This is a genomic window from Paenibacillus sp. R-74696 (assembly GCF_055814915.1).
The window spans coordinates 650,132-672,307 of sequence record NZ_JBPULM010000030.1 but is presented as its reverse complement, the minus strand read 5'-3'; the positions used below and the strand labels follow the sequence as shown (position 1 = coordinate 672,307).

General features: G+C 50.4%; 22 protein-coding genes and 2 pseudogenes. 19 read left to right on the top strand and 5 right to left on the bottom strand.

Annotation, left to right across the window (positions count from 1 at the left end):
• The first annotated feature begins 99 nt into the window (after positions 1–99).
• The 6 genes from ACSR9A_RS14580 to racE all read left to right on the top strand — a co-directional run bounded on the left by ACSR9A_RS14580 (position 100) and on the right by racE (position 3,963).
• Complete coding sequence (locus tag ACSR9A_RS14580; protein WP_056029594.1) at positions 100–387, top strand: Dabb family protein; 288 nt, start codon at positions 100–102, stop codon at positions 385–387.
• 230 nt (positions 388–617) lie between these two features.
• Positions 618–1,058 carry a DUF86 domain-containing protein gene (locus ACSR9A_RS14575; RefSeq protein WP_473757845.1) on the top strand — a complete coding sequence of 147 codons (441 nt, stop codon included), beginning with the start codon at positions 618–620 and terminating at the stop codon, positions 1,056–1,058.
• A gap of 72 nt (positions 1,059–1,130) precedes the next feature.
• Entirely contained in the window at positions 1,131–1,802 is a 672-nt protein-coding gene (locus tag ACSR9A_RS14570; protein WP_473757844.1) for a helix-turn-helix transcriptional regulator, read from the top strand.
• 84 nt (positions 1,803–1,886) lie between these two features.
• Positions 1,887–2,411: a hypothetical protein gene (locus ACSR9A_RS14565; protein ID WP_473757843.1), complete on the top strand. Its 525-nt coding sequence runs from the start codon at positions 1,887–1,889 to the stop codon at positions 2,409–2,411.
• 58 nt (positions 2,412–2,469) lie between these two features.
• The gene (locus ACSR9A_RS14560; RefSeq protein WP_473757842.1) at positions 2,470–2,889 is read left to right on the top strand and encodes a YtxH domain-containing protein; all 420 of its coding nucleotides are present in this window, start codon (positions 2,470–2,472) and stop codon (positions 2,887–2,889) included.
• Positions 2,890–3,153: 264 nt separating this feature from the next.
• Positions 3,154–3,963: a glutamate racemase gene (racE, locus tag ACSR9A_RS14555; protein WP_473757841.1), complete on the top strand. Its 810-nt coding sequence runs from the start codon at positions 3,154–3,156 to the stop codon at positions 3,961–3,963.
• 188 nt (positions 3,964–4,151) lie between these two features.
• Here the strand turns inward: racE and ACSR9A_RS14550 are convergent.
• Positions 4,152–4,616: pseudogene (locus tag ACSR9A_RS14550) on the bottom strand (transposase); the annotation flags it as partial.
• Between the two features lie 323 nt (positions 4,617–4,939).
• Between ACSR9A_RS14550 and ACSR9A_RS14545 the strand changes: the two are divergent.
• Together ACSR9A_RS14545 and ACSR9A_RS14540 are read left to right on the top strand one after the other, a co-directional pair.
• Complete coding sequence (locus tag ACSR9A_RS14545) at positions 4,940–5,659, top strand: hypothetical protein (RefSeq protein WP_473757840.1); 720 nt, start codon at positions 4,940–4,942, stop codon at positions 5,657–5,659.
• A complete protein-coding gene (locus ACSR9A_RS14540; protein ID WP_341278499.1) occupies positions 5,640–5,879 on the top strand; it encodes a hypothetical protein in 240 nt (79 codons plus the stop codon). Before ACSR9A_RS14545 ends, ACSR9A_RS14540 begins: the two co-directional genes overlap by 20 nt.
• A gap of 147 nt (positions 5,880–6,026) precedes the next feature.
• On the opposite strand, the pseudogene ACSR9A_RS14535 reads toward ACSR9A_RS14540, so the two are convergent.
• Positions 6,027–6,455 (bottom strand): annotated as a pseudogene (locus tag ACSR9A_RS14535) (transposase); the annotation flags it as partial.
• 173 nt (positions 6,456–6,628) lie between these two features.
• Here ACSR9A_RS14535 and ACSR9A_RS14530 point away from each other — a divergent pair.
• The 5 genes from ACSR9A_RS14530 (at position 6,629) to ACSR9A_RS14510 (ending at position 10,226) form a co-directional block, all read left to right on the top strand.
• Positions 6,629–7,606, top strand: a complete 978-nt coding sequence (locus tag ACSR9A_RS14530; RefSeq protein WP_473757839.1) for a M14 family metallopeptidase — start codon at positions 6,629–6,631, stop codon at positions 7,604–7,606.
• A gap of 198 nt (positions 7,607–7,804) precedes the next feature.
• Positions 7,805–8,041 carry a hypothetical protein gene (locus ACSR9A_RS14525; protein ID WP_056029577.1) on the top strand — a complete coding sequence of 79 codons (237 nt, stop codon included), beginning with the start codon at positions 7,805–7,807 and terminating at the stop codon, positions 8,039–8,041.
• A 50-nt stretch (positions 8,042–8,091) separates the two neighbouring features.
• A complete protein-coding gene (locus ACSR9A_RS14520; protein ID WP_341283032.1) occupies positions 8,092–8,394 on the top strand; it encodes an iron-sulfur cluster assembly accessory protein in 303 nt (100 codons plus the stop codon).
• A gap of 44 nt (positions 8,395–8,438) precedes the next feature.
• The gene (locus ACSR9A_RS14515; protein ID WP_341278496.1) at positions 8,439–8,663 is read left to right on the top strand and encodes a YuzB family protein; all 225 of its coding nucleotides are present in this window, start codon (positions 8,439–8,441) and stop codon (positions 8,661–8,663) included.
• 120 nt (positions 8,664–8,783) lie between these two features.
• Positions 8,784–10,226: a S16 family serine protease gene (locus ACSR9A_RS14510; RefSeq protein ID WP_473758019.1), complete on the top strand. Its 1,443-nt coding sequence runs from the start codon at positions 8,784–8,786 to the stop codon at positions 10,224–10,226.
• Between the two features lie 110 nt (positions 10,227–10,336).
• Here the strand turns inward: ACSR9A_RS14510 and ACSR9A_RS14505 are convergent, their stop codons facing one another.
• Both ACSR9A_RS14505 and ACSR9A_RS14500 read right to left on the bottom strand, forming a co-directional pair.
• Entirely contained in the window at positions 10,337–12,415 is a 2,079-nt protein-coding gene (locus ACSR9A_RS14505) for an LTA synthase family protein (RefSeq protein WP_473757838.1), read from the bottom strand.
• Positions 12,416–12,480: 65 nt separating this feature from the next.
• Positions 12,481–13,647: a THUMP domain-containing class I SAM-dependent RNA methyltransferase gene (locus ACSR9A_RS14500; protein ID WP_473757837.1), complete on the bottom strand. Its 1,167-nt coding sequence runs from the start codon at positions 13,645–13,647 to the stop codon at positions 12,481–12,483.
• A 114-nt stretch (positions 13,648–13,761) separates the two neighbouring features.
• On the opposite strand from ACSR9A_RS14500, the gene ACSR9A_RS14495 reads away from it, so the two are divergent.
• The 4 genes from ACSR9A_RS14495 (at position 13,762) to ACSR9A_RS14480 (ending at position 18,542) form a co-directional block, all read left to right on the top strand.
• The gene (locus tag ACSR9A_RS14495; protein WP_341278492.1) at positions 13,762–14,394 is read left to right on the top strand and encodes an O-methyltransferase; all 633 of its coding nucleotides are present in this window, start codon (positions 13,762–13,764) and stop codon (positions 14,392–14,394) included.
• Positions 14,395–14,824: 430 nt separating this feature from the next.
• Positions 14,825–16,597, top strand: a complete 1,773-nt coding sequence (abc-f, locus tag ACSR9A_RS14490) for a ribosomal protection-like ABC-F family protein (protein ID WP_473757836.1) — start codon at positions 14,825–14,827, stop codon at positions 16,595–16,597.
• Positions 16,598–16,760: 163 nt separating this feature from the next.
• A complete protein-coding gene (locus ACSR9A_RS14485; RefSeq protein WP_473757835.1) occupies positions 16,761–17,660 on the top strand; it encodes a DMT family transporter in 900 nt (299 codons plus the stop codon).
• Between the two features lie 99 nt (positions 17,661–17,759).
• On the top strand, positions 17,760–18,542 hold the full coding sequence (locus ACSR9A_RS14480) for an MOSC domain-containing protein (RefSeq protein ID WP_473757834.1): 783 nt from the start codon (positions 17,760–17,762) through the stop codon (positions 18,540–18,542).
• Positions 18,543–18,735: 193 nt separating this feature from the next.
• Here the strand turns inward: ACSR9A_RS14480 and ACSR9A_RS14475 are convergent, their stop codons facing one another.
• Positions 18,736–19,947, bottom strand: coding sequence for an MFS transporter (locus ACSR9A_RS14475; protein ID WP_473757833.1), 1,212 nt, complete (start codon positions 19,945–19,947; stop codon positions 18,736–18,738).
• A 221-nt stretch (positions 19,948–20,168) separates the two neighbouring features.
• Here ACSR9A_RS14475 and hemE point away from each other — a divergent pair, with 221 nt between their 5' ends.
• Positions 20,169–21,245: a uroporphyrinogen decarboxylase gene (gene hemE, locus ACSR9A_RS14470; protein ID WP_473757832.1), complete on the top strand. Its 1,077-nt coding sequence runs from the start codon at positions 20,169–20,171 to the stop codon at positions 21,243–21,245.
• On the top strand, positions 21,232–22,173 hold the full coding sequence (gene hemH / locus ACSR9A_RS14465; protein ID WP_473757831.1) for a ferrochelatase: 942 nt from the start codon (positions 21,232–21,234) through the stop codon (positions 22,171–22,173). Before hemE ends, hemH begins: the two co-directional genes overlap by 14 nt.
• Positions 22,174–22,176: the final 3 nt, after the last annotated feature.

Genomic DNA, 22,176 nt, shown 5'->3' with positions numbered 1-22,176 from the left:
CTCTCTCATCGGTTTGACGTTGCCGGAATACGGCTGCTTAGGTTATTATGTGACAAAAGGGTTTAAGCAATTCCACTAGTTGAAGGGAGTAATACAATAATGATTACGCATATTGTTTTGTTTAAACTTAAGGATAACAGTGCCGAGAGCGTGGAAACGACCGCACAGGTGCTTCGCAATATGGAAGGTAAAATTGACGAATTAAAATCGATTACGGTTGGTCTGGACGTCCTGCATTCCGAGCGGTCTTATGATATTGGCCTAATCACAACTTTCGAATCGCTTGATGCGTTGGCAGCTTATCAGGTTCATCCAGTGCACCAGAAAGTAATTGAGCATATGACCCAGGTTCGCGAAGCGTCTGTCAGCATCGATTTTGAAAGCTAAGGAGCTGTGAGGAAATTAGTACCGCTTTTGTCAACAAATTAGCGGTGCTTTATTTCATCGCAATCTCCAAGACACGCCAGCCTTAAGAGAGGACGTTAGTGGCAATGGGAGAAGATGTATATCAAATAATGACGTATTTAATCGTCATTATTGCCAGCAGCATTATTATGGTCGCTGTGCTAAAGCGCAAGGCCAAAAAAAAGAAGTAACGATAAAGGTGGCGTAGCGGTATGTATTACGTGAATCGCGAACAAATTGCGGTGAGGCTTGATGCCATTCCTGACATAGCTGAGGCGCTGAACTTTATTGCAGCACAGTGGGATGGCAGTATGCTGCAAGGACTGGCACAGGAGCGGGCGCTGCATCTTGCAGTTGAAACTGTTACCGATGTCGGCAGCTATCTTATTGACGGATTTATGATGCGTGATGCGAGCAGTTACGAGGATATTGTTGATGTGACTGGAGCCGAAGGCGTATTTTCCGCAGAGCTGCTGCCGACATTCAAACAATTGGTACAGCTGCGCAGGCCGCTCGTTCAGCAATATTATGAATGGCAGCGAGCTGAGCTGCATCCTCTAACAAGGCAGCTTGCTCCGCAATTGCTGCGCTTCAAACAGGAAGTGGAGCTTTATCTGGAGCGCGAGCTGGTTGATTTTGAGGGGAAAGTTTAATCCGAATCGTACACATCATACTTTGAGAATATGTTACAATACCTGTAACAAGCGTTCGAAGGTGGCGATAGGATGAAGCAGCAAAATCAACGAAGCTCCGGTCCTGCGCCGGATAAGAGAACGTCTCCAGGCTTTACACGTCAGCGCATTTTGCATTTGCTCAAGATGAATGGCTCCATGAATGCCGCGCAGCTTGCAAGTGAGCTTTCGCTGACTGAAATGGCCGTAAGGCGGCATATGTACGCACTAGAAGAGGAGCAGGCCATTCAAATTGTTACGGTCAAGCAGGCTATGGGAAGACCGATGCATCGTTATGAGCTCACCGCTCACGCGGATGACCGTTTTCCGAAGAACTACCATACGCTGGCGCTTGATTTGCTTGGCGAGCTGGCAGATGAGGCCAATACGGCAGGTCTCATTACCCATATGTTTGAAGGGCGTAAGCAGAAGCTGCTGGAGCGTTACGCGCCTCGAATGGCGGGAAAAACGCTGGAGCAGAAGGTGCTTGAGCTTGCAGCTATTCAAAATGCTGGTGGCTATATGGTTGAGGTCGAGCCGGCAGGCGAGGGGCATTTTGTATTAAATGAGTATAATTGCCCAATTGCTCAGGTAGCGAATCAATATCAGCAGGCTTGCAGCTGTGAGCTGACATTATTTCAGTCGCTGCTTCATGCTGAGGTAGAGCGGACCGAATGTCTCGCTAAAGGCGGGAACAAATGCACATACAAGATAAGTGCCGTATAGGTATCATATACGTTAATGGGATAAACCGATGGATAGGCGGGTCATATGACCTTGCTCTAGCCATCGGTTTTTTTGCATGCAGTTGTGTCAAGTCAAGCCCATGCTGCTTATAATGGCATTACGAAATGGGCAGATGCCCTGCTCTGGTCAACAGCGGGAGGTGAATGGACGATGGACGTTATAGCGGGATGCGCGATAGCAGCGACGTTAGCATTTATTGGGTTGGTGGCGGGCCTATTGCTTGGCTTGCGCAAAGGGTTGGTTCAGCTCGAAAGGCTGCAAACAAGTGCTGATGAGCTGCGGGGACAGCTGCAGCATACAGCGGCCGAGACAGTCGCTTTAATAGAGCCAGCGAAGCAATCCCTCCTGCTGGTGCACCAGCAGCTGCAAAATGTCCAGTCCTTGTTTACAGCGGCAGGACAAATTGGCGAGACGATTGAGCAAACGACAGAAACCGTTAGCAAGGTCTCCTCGCTGTTGTCCGAATCCGCTGCTGAGCATATAGCGAAGGCTGAAACGAGAAATAAGGCAAAAGAAGCGATGGAATGGGCAGAGCTAGGTATGCTGGCGTGGCAGCTTTGGCAAACTAAGCGCAAGCATAATGGCTGACTGCAACAACGGCGCGAAAATGGCGGAATGCGCCGCAATTATGAAGGGAGCGAATCGTATGGCAAAGCAGAAGCAAACGAAAGGATTTTTGTTGGGGGCATTGGCGGGGACGGTCGCAGGGACGGTTACAGCGCTGCTGCTCGCTCCAAAAGCAGGCAAGGAGCTGCGTCAGGATATTGCAGGCGGCGTTCACGATCTGAGCGGAAAAACGGCTAGAGCGGTAGAACAGGCCAGCGAGAAAACGACTAGAACGGCTAGACAGCTGGGCGATAAAGCGGTTCACATCGCAGACCGTGCCAAGGATGGAGCAGAGGCATTGATCAGCAGTGCGCGTACATGGAGGAAAGGCGAGCCCCAATTTACGACGGAGGCTGCCGGCGAAGTGGGGCAAACTGGCTTAGAGGAAGCGGCAAGCCGCTCAGAGGAACTGGAAACGGTGGAAGTTGAGACGGAAGCCACTGAAACGATTGAAAGATAGGGCGTCGACCGCTCTGTGAAGCTGCATTAATATGAGGAATTGAGCAGCAGCGATGCATGGAGCCTGCCTTAAATAGGGAGCAGGCTCTTTCCTTTTGTCCATATTTTCCAGGGCACGCATCGCGCCGTAACTTAAGCGTATTTCTTGATGGCTGTACATAATTGAGATAAGATGTAGGTACGTTTTGATAGCAGAAAACATATGCTGTTGATGAATTATTCTTCTTATGAGCGACTACATTACGTTTAAGAAAGCGGTGTGTTTGTGCAGCAACCGATTGCCATACTAGACTCAGGAGTGGGCGGGCTTACCGTCGCCAAGGAAGTTATGCGCCAACTGCCGCGTGAGAAAATTATTTATTTTGGAGATACGGCTCGAACGCCGTATGGATCGCGCCCTTCTCAGGAAGTCGTTCAATTTACACGGGAAATTGTCGATTATTTAATCCAGTTTCGGCCGAAAATGATTATTATAGCTTGCAATACCGCTACGGCGGTTGCGCTTGAGGATATACGTTCTAGAGTAGACATACCTGTCATTGGTGTTATCAATCCCGGGGCAAGAGCGGCCATCAAGCGCACCCAGACGGGCTGTATTGGGGTCATCGGTACAGAAGGCACGATAAGCAGCGGCGCTTATGAGCTGGCTCTCAAGGAGCTGTCACCAAGCGTGCGTGTTATAAGCGAGGCTTGTCCGTTATTTGTTCCGCTTGTAGAGCGGGGCAACTTTCGTTCCAGCGAAACGTATGAGACGATTCGCCGATCTATCGGTCACTTAAGCCAATATCCGATGGATTGCCTCATTTTAGGCTGTACGCATTATCCTTTTTTGACAGAAGCGATCGCTGAGGTTATTGGCTCCCGCATTGAGCTCATCAGCTCGGCAGACGAGACGGCTCGTGATATTAGTACGATCCTTCATGATAAGGGCCAGCTTTCCCGAGGCGAAGTGCTGCCTGTTCATCAGTTTTTCTCTAGCGGCGACCCAATAATGTTCAAAGCCATTGCCCAGCAATGGCTTGGCGAGCAAATTGAGATGACGCCTGTCGTATGGCAGGTGCCGACGATCGGATAACGGCTCTAGCCGTCTCTGCCATCCTTCGAAAAAGCTTTCCAAGCCGCTGGCAAGTGGCAGAGGCCACTGAAAAACTTGTGATTTTAGAGGAGAGCAATCAAGCACAAAATAAAAGACGACCCAAATTCCCGTTTTAAGGAATATCGGTCGTTTTTTCGCTTTCTAGACAGGCCATTATGGCTGGTTTTTCATTTCATCAGTTTCAATATTCTCTTCATATTTACAGCGAAGATCGCCATAGCTCCTTGTAATTCCATGCCAACAAGACCCGAGGATGAGGCTACATCATACCTGTGTCGGTGTTTCAACTCACTGTTTTTCGCTTCTATTTTGTAGCGTTCCTTTGCCTTTTCTTTGAAATACTCGCTTTCTTGGAACGCCATCTGGTCCGTGTGCTCGCTAGATTTAATCGTCACCGATTTTAGCCCCTTCCGTATAGCATCCCTCTTGAAAGGGGCATCGCTTGCACTTCTCGACATCGAAGTAAAAGGGATCGGTTTGGTTTTTCCTTGCTCCTTTTTGCCTTGCCGTGCTTTCCGAATCGCCAGATGACCAGCTTTGCAAACGTACATACCGGCGTCTTTGTTAAACTCAAATGCTTCTTCTTTCTTGCGACCCCCTTGCGTAATTTGGGGATTCAGCTTCGCCGCTAGCTCCATATCTGAAGAATGCATTTCGACGTTTACCTCTATATGTTTTTTTTATTTGTTTGTTATCTGGTTGCGGTGGAACCGTTACGAATTCTGCCCATGAAACTGAAAGGAGTAACCAACCTGTGGCAAGTGATCTCGTCGATGAGGAACAGGCGACAGAACCACATTTTTTCTTTGATTTCCAGCTGGATTCAGATTTTACGGAAAAAAATAATGAGAGTCAGTAACCATATTATAAACTTAATGGTAAATTTAATGGTGAGTTAACAGGAAAGGTTTTTATTGAAAATACCCAGATAGATAGCAAAATAACATTAATCGCAATGCAAGGGAGGGATACGATATTAATTTCGGAGAAAGGTAAGGAAAAATGGGGTAAATCCTATATTCTTAATTCTAAGAAGAATGAGACGATTGATCTGGATTTAGATATTAAATGGGATCAAAATGGAAGCGAAGAAATCATTATTTTCCCTTTGGTCGATTCGTTTTCCAATTTCTATTTAGGTGCGCATGCGTCAGTGGTTCGTTTATATGTTGGTGATAATAAGGAATACACATTTTCTGATAATGATTTGCAAACTATGGCCTATGATAAGAATGAAGATCTTAGATTGATTCCAGAATTAGTATGGGTTGATGGTAATAATAATAGGATAAGCACAGCGGAGAAAAATGGTTATTTCTTTGCAAAAGGCGCCTACAATTCGCTATTAATTACTTCACTGATCAAAGACTCAACTTTTGACCTTGTTTACTTAAACGAGTTAGGTGAAAGTAAGATCTTATTTAATGACTATTACCAGGTAAAAAACAAAGAAACGGTTATCACTTTTAAGGATGAGATGATGCAGCTCTTCTTTGATAATGATATTAGGCAATATATATTAGTAATTAACAACGAAAATGATTTAATGTTAAGGGACATTATGGCTGTAAATGAAAATATAAATTCAATAACGACAAGTTTTCAAGCAGTTATCCAAATAATTCCGCCTAAAATAGAATGGGATGGTGATTTTCTTGGACGAGAACATCCGTAAATTTATAGAATGGTCTGTAAATGAGAGACGTTTTGTGCTAATTGGCGTAAAAGAGAAAAACGATTTCGTACGAGGTTTTTGTGAAGATATGGACGAAGAATTTTTAACACTTCATTCATTGGAAGGGGAAGTTATAAAAATCCCTACAACCGAGATAATTGATTGCGCCAGTCCGGTAGATCAAAGCATCGAGGCATTGACCCGTAAATTAGAAAATTAACACGCGTTATAATTCACAGCGGCAGCCTAGAAAATTTCGGCTGCCGCTTGACGTTGAAGACATAATACGAATTGCGACATAAGGAAGCAGCCTAACCTATACGAATCGAAAGAGAATGGGGAATGTACTAAAGTTCTTGTCATCCGACATTTCCCGTGGGGACTTCTGATTGTACCGGGCTTTTGTATGGGGCGCGTCGACGATGATCACTTTACTCTGGATTACACCTTTCTCGATTGCAATGGCTACCGTTTTGTTGATCAGCAGGTCCAGCAGATTCATATCCTTTAGCCGCAACTTGCGGAACTTGGTTAACGAACGGGAGTCAATCACCGACTCTTCTGGGGCCATATCCAGAAAGTACTTAAACGACATGTCGTATGTAGATCGCTCGACAAGATCACCGTCAGACCATTCAAAAAGGGCTTTAAGCAGCAAGTACTTAAACATCCGGATCGGGTCGATAGCATTTCTACCCTTGTTCAGGCAATCGTTTACTTTCAATTCCTCATATACAAAAGAAAAGTAAACGAGCTCATTGATTTACCGCAGCATATTATCCTTGGGTATAACCAGTTTATAAAGTTAAATATATGGACAGACAACCAGCGTTTGCTGCATTTGAATCATTAGCTCACCTGTTTTTCTGTATTCCTTTCATTAATACAAGAAAAAAGGTACATTCTCCTCATTTTTCATGAGTGAATGTACCTTTCTTGCTTCAAAAGGACTTTTTCAGTGGCCTCCAAGTGGCATGGGAAGCTTTTTTGCCGAATACAATCAAGGAGAAGCGATTTTGGAGCGAGGTGAGGCATACGGATAATGAAGTAGGGGGAGGAAAATACGGCTATCAGGAGCTGCTGGCGAACTGCCGCGAGCTGACGGGGGCATACCCATTTGTCACTGTTCATACAATTGGGCACAGCGTACTGGGCAAGCCCATCGTTGCGCTGCGCTGCGGAACGGGTGCAAGAAGCATTCATATGAATGGGGCGTTCCATGCGAATGAATGGATTACGTCAGCTTTGCTTATGCGATTTGTAGCGGATTATGCTGCGTCTTGCGCTGAGGGCCGCTCCATCTGCGGGGAGATGGCAGCACGTCTGCATGAGGAGACGACGCTGTGGGCGGTGCCCATGGTCAATCCCGATGGCGTGGAGCTTGCGCAGCAAGGAGCGCTGCCCGCCCACCCTTTCTATTCCCAGCTCATGGAATGGAATGAAGGCCGGGAGTCCTTTGCCGATTGGAAGGCGAATGCGCGCGGCGTTGATTTAAATGACCAGTTTCCGGCGCATTGGGAGGAAGAGTGTCAGCGGCGCGAAGTTCAGGGGCCAGGTCCACGCGATTATCCGGGACCTTATCCTTTAAGTGAGCCAGAAGCGATGGCGATGGCGAATTTAACGACAGCACAGCGCTTTGATTTGACCGTCGCGCTACACACGCAGGGCGAGGAAATTTACTGGAACTACCGGGGCTATGAGCCAAAGGAATCGGAGCAGCTGGCGGAGCGGCTAGGGCTCGTCAGTGGCTATAAGCCCGTGAAGCTGACAGGCAGCGATGCTGGCTATAAAGATTGGTTTATTCAGCGTTTTAGAAGGCCGGGCTTTACGATTGAAGCGGGAAGGGGAGAAAATCCGCTGCCGCCTCAGCAGCTGCCCGCCATCTATGAGTCGGTGAAGCCGCTTCTTGTGGAGGCATTGTCGCTTCATCGGGCACGGGAGCTTTAGCCATTTTCAAATGCAAGCACTGTACGTAAAGCAGAGAGCGAATAGCCGTAGGAAATGAAGCGCTAGCTTCGAATTCCTACGGCTATTGCCGGATGTACGGGGGAGAGCAGCGGGAGTACCCGCCTTTAGTCCAGCTTTTTAGCGGGGATGGTTATGCTATAATGAAGGCGAAAATAACAAAGAAAGGCGGCGAAAGACATGCGTAAATTTTTATCGCTCCGGCATTGGCAGCGTACGTTCAGCCGAATTTTTCAGCTGCTTCGCTCCAAGGAGGTTTCTTGGAAAGACAAGCTGCTGTTCCTTGTTCCGGTGCTGCTGTATTGGGTTTTGCCTGACGCATTGCCCTATTTGCCGTTTGATGATATAGCCGTGACGATGATTGTTGCAGAATGGTTTGCCCGCAGAACCGAGAACAAGTATAATAGGATAAGCTAAAATTTTTTTCTAATTGCTGGTTAGACAAATGAAGGAGTGTTTAAGTGATGATGACAGTCAAAATTTCGCGCAATGCGGCAAAGATATTGAAGCTTGAGCTGGACAAGCCTGAGAATGAAGGAAAGAAGCTTCGCGTACATGTGACGCATTCTCACGGCGACCATGCGCACTATGGCATGGGCATTGATGATCCGACGGATAAAGATATTGTCGTATCCACAGATAAAGATATCGAAGTTATTTTGGAGAAGGACAACAAATTCCTTGATGGCATTCGCATTGACTACTTCTATGTGCCTGAAGAAGGCTTTGCCATTACGAACCCTTCCCAAGGCAATCACGGCGACCATTAACAGGCTGTGATACCGAAGATAATACGGAAGTAGGACTAACAATAATGGCAAATGATATAATGGTATGTGACAAATGCAGGTATTATCAGGTTAAGACTTTGGTGCCAAAGCTGCAAAAGCTTGTGCCCGATGCGGAAATTCGGGTTGGCTGCAAGTCTTATTGCGGGCCTTGCGCTAGGTCGCCATTTATTTTTATTAATGGGCGTTATATTAAAGGCGCTACAGAAGATGAAGCGATTGAGAAGGCCAAACGTTACATTAAAGGATAGTCAAGATAGGGCAGCAGTGAAGGGACTCAACATCTGTTGGGTCTTTTTTGCATCAGCTTATCCATTGGGGAAAAATCAAGCGACCTTCCTCGAAAGGTCCACATGAGAGGTTGAGTGAGCATGCGTCGTTTCCGCTATTATATCGCTGGATTGGTTCTGGCCTTGCTGTACATTGTGGCTGTCGAACTGATCTGGCTCCCCGCACCGCTGAAGCTGGCCGCTTCCGGCATGCTTTGGATTGATATGATCAACTGGCTGCTTTATGCGCTCGCTATCATTCCTTTGCTTTGGCTGGTGGGCGTCTGCCGAGGCATTGTGGAGCGTAGGAAACGAAGCGGCGGTTTTGCACCTGTTGCGACTATTCGTTTCGAGCGGCTGCTTGCCGTTGTTCAATACGGTATCGCTATACTCGGTGTGTCCGCTATTTTTTGCATTGTTATTTTCCCGCAAAGGTTGATGCTGTCACTGCCTCTCATCGGCGGCATGCTGCTGATCGTATGCATTGAAATGGTCTGGAGCGAGCTGCTTGTGCGGCGCAGTCATTCGAATAGCGGAGGGCGCTGGCCTAAAACCTTTGTTTGGATGCTGGGCTCTGCGCTGGTCGCTGCTTTTGTACTCGTGTACCCGACAAATTATATCGTCACTTATCCGGGGCTTACGATGAACATGAACCGCTACGCCCATGTCGAAGGAGGAGCCGCTGGAGGCAGCATTAGCGGCGTGCTGGTGTTTGATCGGCCTGCGGTGCCTGCTGACTGGCTCTACAGCCTGGTGCTGCCGGAATATACGTTTGAGCGCAAGCCTGAGAATGAGCCCTCCTTGTCAGAATCCTATACGCTCGTTTCCACGATGAAAACCGATGCGAACAGTGTAGCCGCGGCGATTGCCGAAGGCAAGGCGGGCATAGGAAATGGCGTAACAACGACGGGGGTCCGCATTGTTGGCATGACGAAGGATTCTATTGCACAGGGCGTACTCGTTCCTGGCGATTTAATCGTCAGCTTGAATGGCAAGGCAGTGGATAATGTGATGGAACTGACTTCCTTTATGGCAGATTCAGCCTTTGTTATACCGGGAAAATCGGTTCAAGTCGGTGTTCAAAGAGGAACGCTGGCAGAAAAATTAACACTTGAGGTGAAGACAGCTGCCGCAGCAGCTACCGATCAATTGCCTGTGCGCGCCGTATTCGGCATATCGGTGCAAAATGAACTGAAGCTGGATGCCCCAAGGCCTGTCAGCTATTATTCGTATATTGCTCATATCGGCGGTCCGTCCCATGGCGCCATGCTGACGCTTGCGCTTTTGGATCAGCTTACGCCAGGCGGGGTGACGCATGGGCTGAATGTTGCCGGCACAGGCACGATAGAGCCGGACGGCTCGGTAGGCCTTGTAGGTGGTGTGCCGCAGAAGGCTTATGCGGTAAGCCGGACCGATGCGGATGTTTTTTTCGTGCCGGAGGAGCTTGCGCCGGAGGCGAAGAGCGCAGCGCCGGAGCTGCTCGTCGTGCCGATAAGGACAATCGACGATATTTTGCTCTGGCTGCAAACCCATGGGAAATCCTGACCAGCGGGTGAAAATAAATCGGAGGGGCTGGCGGCTTGCTTATAAGCGAGCCCCATAAAAATTCCCCATGACACGCCGCGATACAAGCGGTGTGTCATGGGGGATTTGCTTTATTTTTGAACGGCCATTTGATTGCTGCCCGTCCGAACCGTGCTTGTTGCATAAAGCTCCGGGATCAAATTATGAATGACCAGAAGGTCCGACATGGACAGCTGGGTTTGCGCGGCAGCTCGCAGGCTGAGACAAGGAGCCAGCTCTCCAGGTGATTGCTGCGCTACGTTCCAGCATATGCCATGCTCGGCAAGCCCATCCGCGGAAGGGATATAATAAACGTCGCCATTCGTAAATGCGCCATTGCGCAGCACAACAAGCTTGCGGTTCTGATTTTGCAGCTGCGGCTGACTCATGCTTTCCGTAATAAGCGGTGTTCCTATCATAGCAAGCTCGCTTGAGGATATTCCGAGCAAATGCAGCAGCGTTGGCGTGACATCCAGCTGTCCGCTCGGAGAGGGATATGTTCCTGCATAACGATCGTCTGGCAAATGAACGAGAAACGGCACCTGCTTCATGATCTGTTCCCGCTCAAGCTCGTTTAGCGGTTTGCCCAGAAGCGTTTCATACAAGCTCCAATCGCTGATCGAATTATCATGATCGCCATACATGGCAAATATCGTATGCTCCCAAAGTTCTTCCTGCTGAAGCCGTTCAACGAGTTCGCCAAGCGCTTCATCCACGTAATGGATTGCTTGCAAATAATCGCCCATCATCGTGCCTTCAAGCTCGCCGAGCGAAAGCTTCTGGTCAGCTTCTGGCATTTGGTAAGGATGATGGCTGGACAGCGTAATGAGAAAAGAATGAAACGGCTGCGGCTGCTCGGCAATTCGGTCAAGCGATTGGCGGAAAAAGGATTTATCTCCAAGCGACCAGCCGATGGGCTCGTCCAGCTCGTATTGTTTTTTGCTAACAAAAGCATCGTATTTCATATTCGCGTACATCGTATTGCGGTTCCAGAAGCTTCCTTCATAGGCGTGGAAAACACTAGTGTAGTAGCCGTTATTATGCAGTGTTTGCGGCAAGCATTGAAATGCATTCCCGGCATATTGAATAAATACCGAGCCGCTGGCGAGCGGCTGAAGCGAGCAATTGCTGGCAAAATCAGCGTCCGACGTTCGGCCTTGCGCGGTTTGGTGGAAAAAGGAGCTGAAATAAGCGCTGCTCTTCACCAGCTTATTGACGTTCGGTGTTATTTCCTGGCCGTTGAACGACCTGCCGATCATGAAGTTTTGGAAAGCCTCCGCCTGTACCAAAATAATATTGCTGCCTTTATACGCTCCAAAGCTCAAGTCCTGCTCCAGATTGGATCGCGATTGCCCGGATTCCTCCGTCCAGGCGCGCAACTGCGAAGTCGTCTCGGCAGAGACGGCTTCTGCATTCAGCCAATTCAGCGAGGCATAACGGTACAAATCATAGCCGTGAAAGCCCAGAGCACCTGTCACATTGTACAGCGATAAATTCCACCAGTTGCTTTCGAACAATCCTTTTGCCCATGTGCGCTTGGCATCATTAATACCGCCAAAGGTAAGCATCAAGCCCATCACCAGCAGGACGGAGCTTAGAATTATACGCCGTGCGATTGTTGCCCAAGGCGACTGCTTGAAGAATGGGAATAAAGCGGCCTCAGCGTTTGTGGCAGCTGGCAGGGCGACTGCCTTAGCAGCGCGCCGCCTCCATGCGAGCAGACAGATATAGCCAAGCAGCAGCGGGATATCCGCCAGCAATATAAAATCCTTCGCCTCCAGCAGCGTAGCGATGCTGCCCCCAAGTGCTTCTACCTGCCCTGCCTGCAGCAGGACAGGTACGGAAATCAAATCCTCGAAGTAGCGATAATAAATTAAATCGGCATACAAAATAGCCGAAAACAGGGCATTCATCGCGATGAGCGTGATGAATCGGCCCCGTAGCGGCAGCAGCAGCGTCCAGAAGCTGCAAAGCGCAAGTGTGCCAATAGCGATTTTGACATCGTAGATGTTCATTTTCATATTAGGCACCGCTATAAATAAATCAAAGGCATACAGCTTAAGCAGCAGTACTCCGAAAAAGAGCAGGAGCTCCGCGCCATAGGGACGCCATCCCCAGCGGGCTGCCGCTTGCAAGCTGTAAGCTAGAGCTTTGCGATTTTTTTGACGCATGAATTGAAAGTTCCTCTCTTAAAGTCCCTTTCCTCTCCTGAATGGTGAGTCTATTTCTCTATTTATTATTTTTCCGAGGATTGGGATTTGCGGTTCGCATACAGGCCGCCTGGTCCGAAAAATTGATAATAGTTGCATTCAATCCGACCGTTAAACAGCTTGCGTTTCTTGTCGGCAGGACGGCCCATATAATGCTCTATAGCAGCAACAGGCGTAAAAGCGAAAAATGACCAAGTCGGCAAATGGAGCGCCGACATGCCGAACTGGCGCAGCGCCGCTTCCGCCTCGCGATCATCGCCAAGACGCTCTCCATAAGGCGGATTCGTCACGATGACACCGTATTCGCCCTCGGGCTTTATCTTTGCTGCTGGCATGACGCTCAGCTTAATGTCTTTGCCGAAGCCGGCTTTTTTGATGTTGGCTGTTGCGATTTCGATGGCGCCCGGGTCAATATCAGATCCGGCAATTTGCAGCGCGACATCATCCTTCACCGCATCAAATGCTTCTTCGCGTGCCGTTTCCCACAGCTGGTCCGGCACAAGCGGCCAGCCTTCGCTGTTGAAGGAGCGGCGCAGCCCTGGAGCGACGTTCCAAGCCAGCATAGCGGCCTCGATCAGAATAGTACCTGACCCGCAGAACGGGTCATACAGGGGACGCTCGGGCTGCCAGCGGCTAATTTGCAGCAGCGCGGCTGCCATCGTCTCGCGCAGCGGCGCTTCCGTCGCCACATTGCGATAGCCCCGCTTATGCAGGCCAGCTCCCGTCGTATCGAGCGTCAGCTGCGCGCGATCATTAAGCAGCGTCACTTCGATGACATAGCGGCCCTCATTTTCCGGAAACCATTCAGTTCCGTAGCGCTCTTTCATTTTTTCTACGACGGCCTTCTTCACAACGCTCTGGCAGGCAGGAACGCTTGAAAGCTGCGACTTGTGGGAACGTCCATCCACTGGGAACTCGCCATCTCCGGGAATCCAGTCAGGCCAGTTTAGCGCCTTCGTGCCTTCGAACAGCTCCTCGAAGGTGGTCGCCTGAAATTCGCCCATCTTGACCAAAATCCGTCCTGCCGAGCGCAGCCATAAATTCGTGCGGCAAATATCGATCGGCTCGGCTGGGAAGGTAATGCGTCCATTTTCTACTGTCAGATCGGTATAGCCGAGGTCCTTCAGCTCGCGTGCGACAATCGCCTCAAGGCCCATCGGCGTCGTTGCGATCAATTCAATTTTCGTTGTCATTCGTGTCACTCTCTCCTTCGTATGTAAAGCGCAGTTGAATCCTCACGGTCAAAATCATACAATCAAGTATAGTAAACGCAGCTTGTTTTGACAAATGAAAGGATGAGTAAAAAAATGACGAACGAAAATGAACAATATGCAGACAGCTTATATAAGGAAGATTTAGACCTGATTCGGGTGCGTGAAACCCTTGCGGCAAGCGGCATGCCGGACATTTCCGTTGCTGACGGCTATGGCCGGCTGCTGACGATGCTCGTCACCATGTCAGGAGCGAAGCAACTGCTCGAAGTTGGGGCCCTTGGCGGCTACAGCGGTATTTGCCTGCTGCGGGGAGCGGGAGAAGGCGGACGGCTGACGTCGCTGGAGCTGAAGGCGGAATACGCGGAGGTCGCGCGCGGCAATGTGGAGGCAGCGGGCTACGGACAGGCTGTCACGTTCAAAATTGGCGATGGCAAAGCGAGCTTGGAGCAGCTTAAAGCAGAGGGTCAGCAGTTTGATTTTTTCTTTATTGATGCGGATAAGGAAGGTTATCCCGCGTATTTGGAATATGCGCTTGCTCTAGCAACGCCTGGAGCCGTTATTGTAGGCGACAATGTATTTTTGCGTGGACGGACTATGAATGCGGCCAGAGTTGGTCCAGCTATACAAGCGGTAAGAGCGTTTAATGAGCGGATTGCAAATGATGAGCGGCTGCTGAGCACGGTACTTCCCGGCTATGATGGACTGGCTATTGCGATTGTTAAATAGCAGGTGAATGGCGATGGCCGGGCAAATGATTGTCTGTCTGCTTAGCGCGGGGAGAAGGTTGACGCTCGCAAGCTCATTATTCTATAATGAGGGGGAATTAAAATCAGCGCCCCGCGAGAGAGGGAACGGTGTCCGAGGAACATGAGAAAATAACCTATTCGTTCAGAAGCTTGTAAATGACAACTTATGATTCATTAAAAGTTCATTTTCTGAAGATAGGATTATTGCGCCCATTTCCGGACATGTCCCGTATATTTCACCCTCGATACGGTAGGCTTTGCCGCCAAAGGACAGAGACAGCCGTTTCACCTTGGCGTGCTTGTTTGCTGCTATACGTGAACAGGGGTAACTGCATGTTTTTTCGGAATGGCTATAATTGGCGAATAATCCTCTTCAGATCGATACTTATTCGAGCTGGGGAGGTTTTTTTATGGGAAAATTAGAGGTTAGGCATATAGAAATAGCAGTACAGGATCGATTGTTAGGCAAGCTGGACGGTGTCTGGGAGCTGGGTGATCGTGATCGCGTTGGCATCATTGGCGTCAATGGAGCGGGCAAATCGACGCTGCTGGCTGTGCTGGCAGGCAGGCTGGAGCCGGATAAAGGCTTATTGACCCGCAGCGGCTCTATTGCCGAGCTGCGCCAGGCAGCGGGCTATCGGGGCGAGGCAGAGGAGGATGAACAAGCAGAGCAGCGGCCCTCGGATGTGCTCAGCGAGAAGCATGAGCTGCAAGAGGACGTGATTTGCCGCTCCCGCAGCCATAGCGACGGGGAAAATGCCAGCCGCTGGCAGGCGCTGGCTGCGGAGGAGGCGAAAGGCTTTGGCAGCGGAGGCGAAAAGACGAGAACGGCGATAGCCGAGCTGTTCGCAAGCGGAGCGGAAATATTGATTGCGGATGAGCCGACGAGCCATTTGGATGCGGCAGGCATTCGCCAACTGGAAGAAGCCTTCGCGGCGTATCCGGGAGCCGTCATTTTCGTCTCCCATGACCGCGAGCTGCTGGACCTTGTATGTACCTCGATTGTTGAGCTGGAGGATGGGGAAATCCTTATTTTCAAAGGCAATTATTCGGCCTATAAGCGGGAAAAGGAAGCGAAGCGGGCCCGCGCAGCTTTTGAATACGAGCAGTACGCCAAGGAAAAGAGCCGTCTGCTGGGTTCGCTCGCCAAAGTGCGCCAAGCGGCACAGGGCATCAGCCACAAGCCGAAGCGAATGAGCTATAAGGAGGCGAATCTAGGGCTGGAAGGCATGCGCAGCTCACAGGCGAAGCTGAACAAGGCGGCGGATGCGCTGGAAAGCCGTTTGGAGCGGCTGGAGGTGAAGCAGAAGCCGGCAGAGCTGGAAATGCCCTTGTTCGATGCGCAGGTGCATGAGCCTTGCCGCAGCAAGCATGTGCTCAGGCTGGATCAGCTGGAGGCAAAGCTGTCTGATGGCCGCAGGCTGTTCCACGAGCTGTCCGTTCAAATCAAGCCAGGCATGCGCATTGCGCTGGTAGGCGGCAATGGGGCGGGCAAAACGACGCTGCTTCGGAGCATATATGAGTTGGCGGAAGGGGTTATAGTGGCACCATCCTGCCGTATGGGCTATTTTCGCCAGGATTTATCGCTGCTGGATGAATCCAAAAGCGTCTTGCAAAACGTATTGGCATCAGCCGTCTACCCCGATGCGCATGTGCGTACCGTATTGGCAAGGACGCTGTTCAAAGGCGAGGATGTGTTTAAGCAGGTGGCACTGCTGAGCGGCGGCGAACGGGTAAAGGCAGCGCTTGCGAAGCTGCTGCTGGGGCGGCATAATACGCTGCTGCTCGATGAACCGTCCAATTATTTGGATATTTACGCCCGTGAGCAGCTGGAAGAAACGCTTCGGGCGTATCCCGGAACGATTATATTTGCGTCGCATGATCGGCGCTTGGTTAGCGGGGCGGCGACACATATCCTGCAACTGCTCGGTGACGGGGAATGGCGCTTTAGCGAGAATGAAGCGATTGACGATGGCGGCGCTGCTGCAAGCAACTCGGCAGCAGCAGGAACGGAAGCGGCGAAGGCGAGCGTGGAGCAGGAGGAGCTGCGACTGAAGCTGGAGCAAGAGTTCGCGGAGACGTTGGCGCGGCTGTCGCTGCCCCAGCGTTCAGCCGAAGACAAGGCGGCGCTGGAGCTGAAATTCAGCGAGCTGGTCGCTAAGCGCAGGGAGCTGGAGCTTTAAAACGCAGCTTATCGCGCAAGTGCAAGTCGCGCAAGCTTTATTTTTCATGGCGTAAGCGTCTTGGGAAATAAAGCTTTTTTGCTGCTGTGTGTAACATTTATTTTATTTATGCTAAAAACTATTGTATCATTCGGTAAAATGACCTCACAAGGAGCTGTTCAAGGTGCCTGGTATTTCCCGATCAGCGGCAACGATGTATTTAATTTTTCTCGTGTTTATATGGGGCATTAATTGGCCGCTCACCAAATATGCGCTGGACTTTTCTCCACCCTTATTATTTGCAGGCATTCGCACGCTGATTGGCGGCATTTTGCTTGTAGGCTTTGCGATTTGGAAGCGTGGGCCGCTGCGCCTTAAGCAGAATTGGCATATTTATCTCATTGCTTCGATACTGAACATCATCTTGTATTACAGCTTTCAGACGATAGGGCTCCAATATATGCCGGCTGGACTGTTCACGGCGATTGTCTTTTTGCAGCCTGTGCTGCTCGGTGTGTTTGCATGGCTTTGGCTTGACGAGGCAATGTATCCGCTAAAAATTTTCGGTCTGCTGCTAGGCTTCGCCGGCGTTGCCGCGATTACGACGGGCGGCATCTCCGGCCATATTTCCGTGTGGGGCGTGCTGCTTGCGATTGCGTCGGCCATATGCTGGGCGGGAGGAACGATCTATACGAAAAAAATGGCGCCGCGGGTCGATTCCCTTTGGATGACCGCGATGCAGGTGATCATTGGCGGTATTGCCATTTTGGGCGCAGGGTCGGTGACCGAAAGCTGGTCCGATATTGTATGGAATATGCCATTCATATTCGATACGCTGTTCATCTCTGTTTTTGTTATCGCGGTCGGCTGGCTTATCTACTTCAAGCTTATTCGCAATGGCGATTCTGCGAAGGTCGGCTCGTTCATGTTTCTGATCCCGCTTATAGCGATCGTATTCAGCGTATTGTTTTTGAATGAGCATGTAACGATTAATTTGGCGGTGGGCCTCGCGCTTGTGGCATCCAGCATAATCGTAGTAAATAGGAAGCCCAGACGCTTGAAGAAAGAGCTTCCTGTGCTATGATAGCTGATAGAATCGTATAAATATAAACGGGCGCTGCCGCTCTATGGGGGCAGCGCCCGTTTTATGCAGTTATTTTGCAGGAGACAGGAGAAGTGGGCATTGGAAGAAAAACCGGCAGTCGGACTTGTAAAAACACGGATTGGCACGATTAAGGAAATGAACCGTTACCCGATTAAATCGTTTGCGGGCGAGCGGCTCACATCCAGCAGGGTGGAGACGTATGGGCTGTACGGCGACCGCAGCCATGCTTTTATAGATGAAACGAAGCAAGGCTGGGACAGCTTTATTACGGCGCGGCAAATTCCGGCGATGCTTGGCTACAAGGCGAAGCTCCAAGGCAATGCTGATTGTGAAAAGGGTACGGCAGCGGCTTCCGAGTTTCCCGAAGTGACGGTCACGTCGCCTGACAATCGCGAGCTCGCCTGGAGCGAGCAGCTGCTCGCCGAAATACAGGCGCACACCCGCACGATCATTTCCATGCGGCGTTATGCGCCGCAAACACCGGATTTGCTAGGCGCGGATGCCAGCAGCGTGCTCATTGTGACGGATGCGCTGCTAAGCAGGCTGGAGGCGATGTGGGGCAAGCCGCTCGATGCGCGGCGGTTCAGGGCAAACCTGATTGTGGCGCTTGCGGGTGATGCGCCGGATGAAGACAGCTGGATCGGCAAGCGGCTCCAGCTTGGCAGCGCGGAGCTGCGAGTAGATGAGCATTGCGAGCGCTGCTCCATGATTGCGCTAGACCCCGATACGCTGGAGCGGGATATGTCGCTGCTCAAAAAAGTAAATCAGGAGCTTAATCTGCATGTCGGCTTGTACGCCTCGGTTACGAAAGCGGGGCTTGTGCATGTTGGCGACGAGCTATTCCTGCTGTCTGACGATTGAGCGGGCAACCAAGCGTAAACGGCTGTCGCCGTGCTCTGGAGGCAAAGCAACCGTTTCGCGGCTTATATTTTGAAAAAGCAGCCTCGGCGTAAATGCCGAGGCTGCTTTTATCTCCTTTTTCCCTGTGAAGTTTACGTTACAGTTTTGCTGGGAGAGGATTCGCAAGCGCAGAGCTATCTAGAGCTATCTCAAGCTAACTTTGCGCAGCTCTACGTTTGCCCCGCAGCAGCGACCGATACACCCACAGTGCATTCAGCAGCATCATAACTGCGGACACAATGAACAGCCCCCGAATGCCAATCCAGCCGGATAGCGCGCCGCCGGTAATCGGGCCGACCATATTGCCAAGGCCGAGCGTGCTGCTGTTAAAGCTATAGGCACGGGATTCCATGCCGTCCGGCGTATATTTGCGAATGAGCGAGTTGACCGTTGGCACAAGTCCGCCGAGGAAAATACCCAGCACAAACCGGGAAATGAGCAGCTGCGGTACGCTGTCGGCGAGTGCCTGCGGGATAAAGGTCAATCCCGCGCCAATAAGTGAATAGCCGAGAATGCGCTCCGACCCGATGCGATCGCTGAGCTTACCTAGCACGGGCGACGCAATGAGATTGGAGATGCCAGCAGCCGAGCCGACGAAGCCCGCCCAAAAAGCCAAATTGGCTGTCGGGCCGTGCAGGCTTTGGACATGCAGCGGCAGCAATGTCATCGAGCTCATCATTGCGAATTGGATGAGGAAGGTGACCGCATACAGCGATGTCAGCTCATGAATGCCGCGCAGCCGTTTGAAGCCCTCGATGACGGAAATTTGAACTTTAGCTGCTGCCTTTTGCAAATCGAACGTCTCCTTCACGACGAACAATGCCAGCATAGATGCGGCGAACAAGAGGGAGCCTGTCAAATAAAATATCGGACGGTAGCCGACAGCGTCAGCCAGCAGCCCGCCGATAAAAGGGCCTAATATCGTTCCGGCAATGCCGCCTGATTGGAGCGTTCCCATCGCATAGCCCATTCGATCCTTAGGCGTGCTGGCGGATATTAATGCCACCGCTGCGGGGTTAAAGCCGGAAATCGTGCCGTTCAGCATGCGCAGCAGCAGCAGATGCCATGGCGTCGTCGCAAAGCCCATCAGCACAATGACAATCGCCATGCCAATACCGGAGCGAAGCAGCATCATCTTGCGTCCGTAGCGATCGGCGTATTTTCCCCATATCGGCTGAAAAATAAATTGCGTGACGAAGTTGCCGGCGAAAATAAGGCCAGCCCATACGGCAATTTCATGCGGATCGGTTAGACCCAGCTCAAATTGCAAATAAAACGCCATAAAAGGAATGATCATGGTCATTCCAGCCATTACGAGAAATTGCCCGAACCAAAGTACGATGAGATTTTTTTTCCACTGTTCCATGTTTTTTAGTATAGCACAAGCTGCAGGGCAGACAGAAATACGAAGAACAATTTGTCAGAAAAGCACGAAATTCGCCTTGAATCAGGTTATAATAAAGTGAATGCGTAAAGAGAGTGTCATAACATTGTCATAGGAAGTCCGGTGCTGGCGGTTGTTAGCCCCTGCAAAAACGGGCATAATGGAGTTAATAGAAAATTATATAGAAAAGAGGAACGGCGAACATGAGCTATAATGACCGTTTCATTCGGGCCTGCCGCAAGGAACAGCTGGATCAGGTACCCGTCTGGTATATGCGCCAAGCTGGAAGATACGACCCTGAATATCGAAAAATAAAAGAGAAATATTCACTGCTGGAAATTTGCAAGCAGCCGGAGCTGGCTGCGGAAGTGACGATGATGCCGGTGCGCAAGCTCGGCGTGGATGCCGCTATTTTATATTCGGATATTATGAATCCGGTTGCTTCAATCGGTATTGATTTTGATATTGTGGCGAATGTTGGCCCCGTAATCGATAACCCGATCCGCTGCGCGGCGGATGTAGATCGGCTAAAGCCAATCGATGTAGAAGGCGATCTCGGCCATGTGCTGGAGACGATCCGGATTTTAGACCGGGAGCTTGATGTCCCGCTTATTACATTTGCCGGAGCGCCGTTTACGATTGCCAGCTATTTGATTGAAGGCAGACCGTCCAAAAACTATTTGCGCACGAAGGCTATGATGTACAGTGAGCCAGAAGTGTGGAACAAGCTGATGGACAAGCTGGGCGATATGGTTATCGCTTATTTGCGTGCGCACATCGCCAGTGGCGGCAAGGCTTTTCAATTATTTGATAGCTGGGTAGGCGCGCTTGCGCCAGCAGATTTCCGCAAGTTTGTACTGCCGACGATCGAGCGGATTTTCAGCGAGCTGTCGGATTTGCCGCAGCCGAAAATTTATTTCCCAGGCGTAAGCTCGGGCGAGCTGCTGCCGGAGCTGCACAAGCTGCAGGCTGATGTGATCGGTCTTGACTGGAGAGTATCGATTCCCGAGGGACGCCGCCGTTTGAATCACGGCTTTGCGGTACAAGGCAATCTGGATCCTGTCCTGCTGACAGCTCCAATGAGCGTACTTGAATCGTATGCCGCGGAAATTATTGAGCAGGGACTGGAAGAGCCAGGATTTATTTTTAATTTGGGGCATGGATTATTTCCTGAGGCCTCGCTTGAGAAGCTTCAAGAGCTGACGGCTTACATACATTCGTATTCAAAAAAATACATTGCAGCGCGCGAAGGGAAGGAAACGAGCCATGTCGGAAGCTGAAAACAGCAAAATCGGAGTTCTCGTTATGTCATATGGAACACCGGAAAGCCTTGATGATGTAGAAGCGTATTATACGCATATTCGTCGTGGAAATCCGCCTACTCCAGAGCAGTTAACGGATTTATATGGCCGGTATGAGGCGATTGTCGGCGGCGTATTCCCGCTGCGTGAGAATACGAACGGACAGGTGGCTGGCCTTCAGGATAAGCTGGAGCAGCTCGCTCCAGGCCGTTATGCCTGTTATCAGGGGCTTAAGCATGCCCGTCCTTTTATCGAAGACGGTGTGGAGCAAATGGCTCGTGACGGAATTAAGCAGGCAGTAGGCATTGTACTGGCCCCGCATTATTCGACGATGAGCGTTGGCAGCTACATCAAGCGTGCGCAGGAGAAGGCAAGCGAGCTTGGCCTGGAGATGACGTTTGTCAAGCAATACCATCTGCATCCGAAGCTGCTCAAGGCATTGACGGAGCGGGTGACGGACGGGCTTGCACGGTTAAGCGCATCATCTGGCGGAGAGACGAATGTAAAAGTGCTGTTCAGCGCGCACAGCTTGCCTGAAAAAATTCGGGAGCTAGGCGATCCTTATGAGGAGCAGCTGCTGGAGACGTCGCGAGCGATTGCGAAGCAGGCTGACATTGCGGACGATATATGGCAGTTTACTTGGCAAAGTGCAGGCCGGACGAGAGAGCCTTGGCTGGGACCGGACATTTTGGAGACGCTTGCCGAGCTTGCTGAACAGGGGGTTAAGGCTGTACTGGCCGCGCCAATCGGCTTTGTGTCGGATCATCTTGAGGTATTGTTTGACCTTGATATTGAAGCGAAGACAACAGCGAAAAATATGGGCATTACCCTTGAGCGTATTAAAATGTTAAATCGCGACCCGCTGTATATGGAGACGCTAGCGGAGTCTGTAATAGAAGCAACTTAGAGT

What these genes read in the sequence shown, in the direction of transcription:
- ACSR9A_RS14570 (WP_473757844.1), top strand. Translation starts at nt 1,131, where the DNA reads ATGAAGCAGCAAAATCAACGAAGCTCCGGTCCTGCGCCGGATAAGAGA.
- ACSR9A_RS14560 (WP_473757842.1), top strand. Translation starts at nt 2,470, where the DNA reads ATGGCAAAGCAGAAGCAAACGAAAGGATTTTTGTTGGGGGCATTGGCG.
- ACSR9A_RS14505 (WP_473757838.1), bottom strand. Translation starts at nt 12,415, where the DNA reads ATGCGTCAAAAAAATCGCAAAGCTCTAGCTTACAGCTTGCAAGCGGCA.
- abc-f (WP_473757836.1), top strand. Translation starts at nt 14,825, where the DNA reads ATGGGAAAATTAGAGGTTAGGCATATAGAAATAGCAGTACAGGATCGA.
- ACSR9A_RS14545 (WP_473757840.1), top strand. Translation starts at nt 4,940, where the DNA reads ATGCAAGGGAGGGATACGATATTAATTTCGGAGAAAGGTAAGGAAAAA.
- hemE (WP_473757832.1), top strand. Translation starts at nt 20,169, where the DNA reads ATGAGCTATAATGACCGTTTCATTCGGGCCTGCCGCAAGGAACAGCTG.
- ACSR9A_RS14520 (WP_341283032.1), top strand. Translation starts at nt 8,092, where the DNA reads ATGACAGTCAAAATTTCGCGCAATGCGGCAAAGATATTGAAGCTTGAG.
- hemH (WP_473757831.1), top strand. Translation starts at nt 21,232, where the DNA reads ATGTCGGAAGCTGAAAACAGCAAAATCGGAGTTCTCGTTATGTCATAT.
- ACSR9A_RS14500 (WP_473757837.1), bottom strand. Translation starts at nt 13,647, where the DNA reads ATGACAACGAAAATTGAATTGATCGCAACGACGCCGATGGGCCTTGAG.
- ACSR9A_RS14580 (WP_056029594.1), top strand. Translation starts at nt 100, where the DNA reads ATGATTACGCATATTGTTTTGTTTAAACTTAAGGATAACAGTGCCGAG.
- ACSR9A_RS14495 (WP_341278492.1), top strand. Translation starts at nt 13,762, where the DNA reads ATGACGAACGAAAATGAACAATATGCAGACAGCTTATATAAGGAAGAT.
- ACSR9A_RS14475 (WP_473757833.1), bottom strand. Translation starts at nt 19,947, where the DNA reads ATGGAACAGTGGAAAAAAAATCTCATCGTACTTTGGTTCGGGCAATTT.
- ACSR9A_RS14525 (WP_056029577.1), top strand. Translation starts at nt 7,805, where the DNA reads ATGCGTAAATTTTTATCGCTCCGGCATTGGCAGCGTACGTTCAGCCGA.
- ACSR9A_RS14575 (WP_473757845.1), top strand. Translation starts at nt 618, where the DNA reads ATGTATTACGTGAATCGCGAACAAATTGCGGTGAGGCTTGATGCCATT.
- ACSR9A_RS14515 (WP_341278496.1), top strand. Translation starts at nt 8,439, where the DNA reads ATGGCAAATGATATAATGGTATGTGACAAATGCAGGTATTATCAGGTT.
- ACSR9A_RS14510 (WP_473758019.1), top strand. Translation starts at nt 8,784, where the DNA reads ATGCGTCGTTTCCGCTATTATATCGCTGGATTGGTTCTGGCCTTGCTG.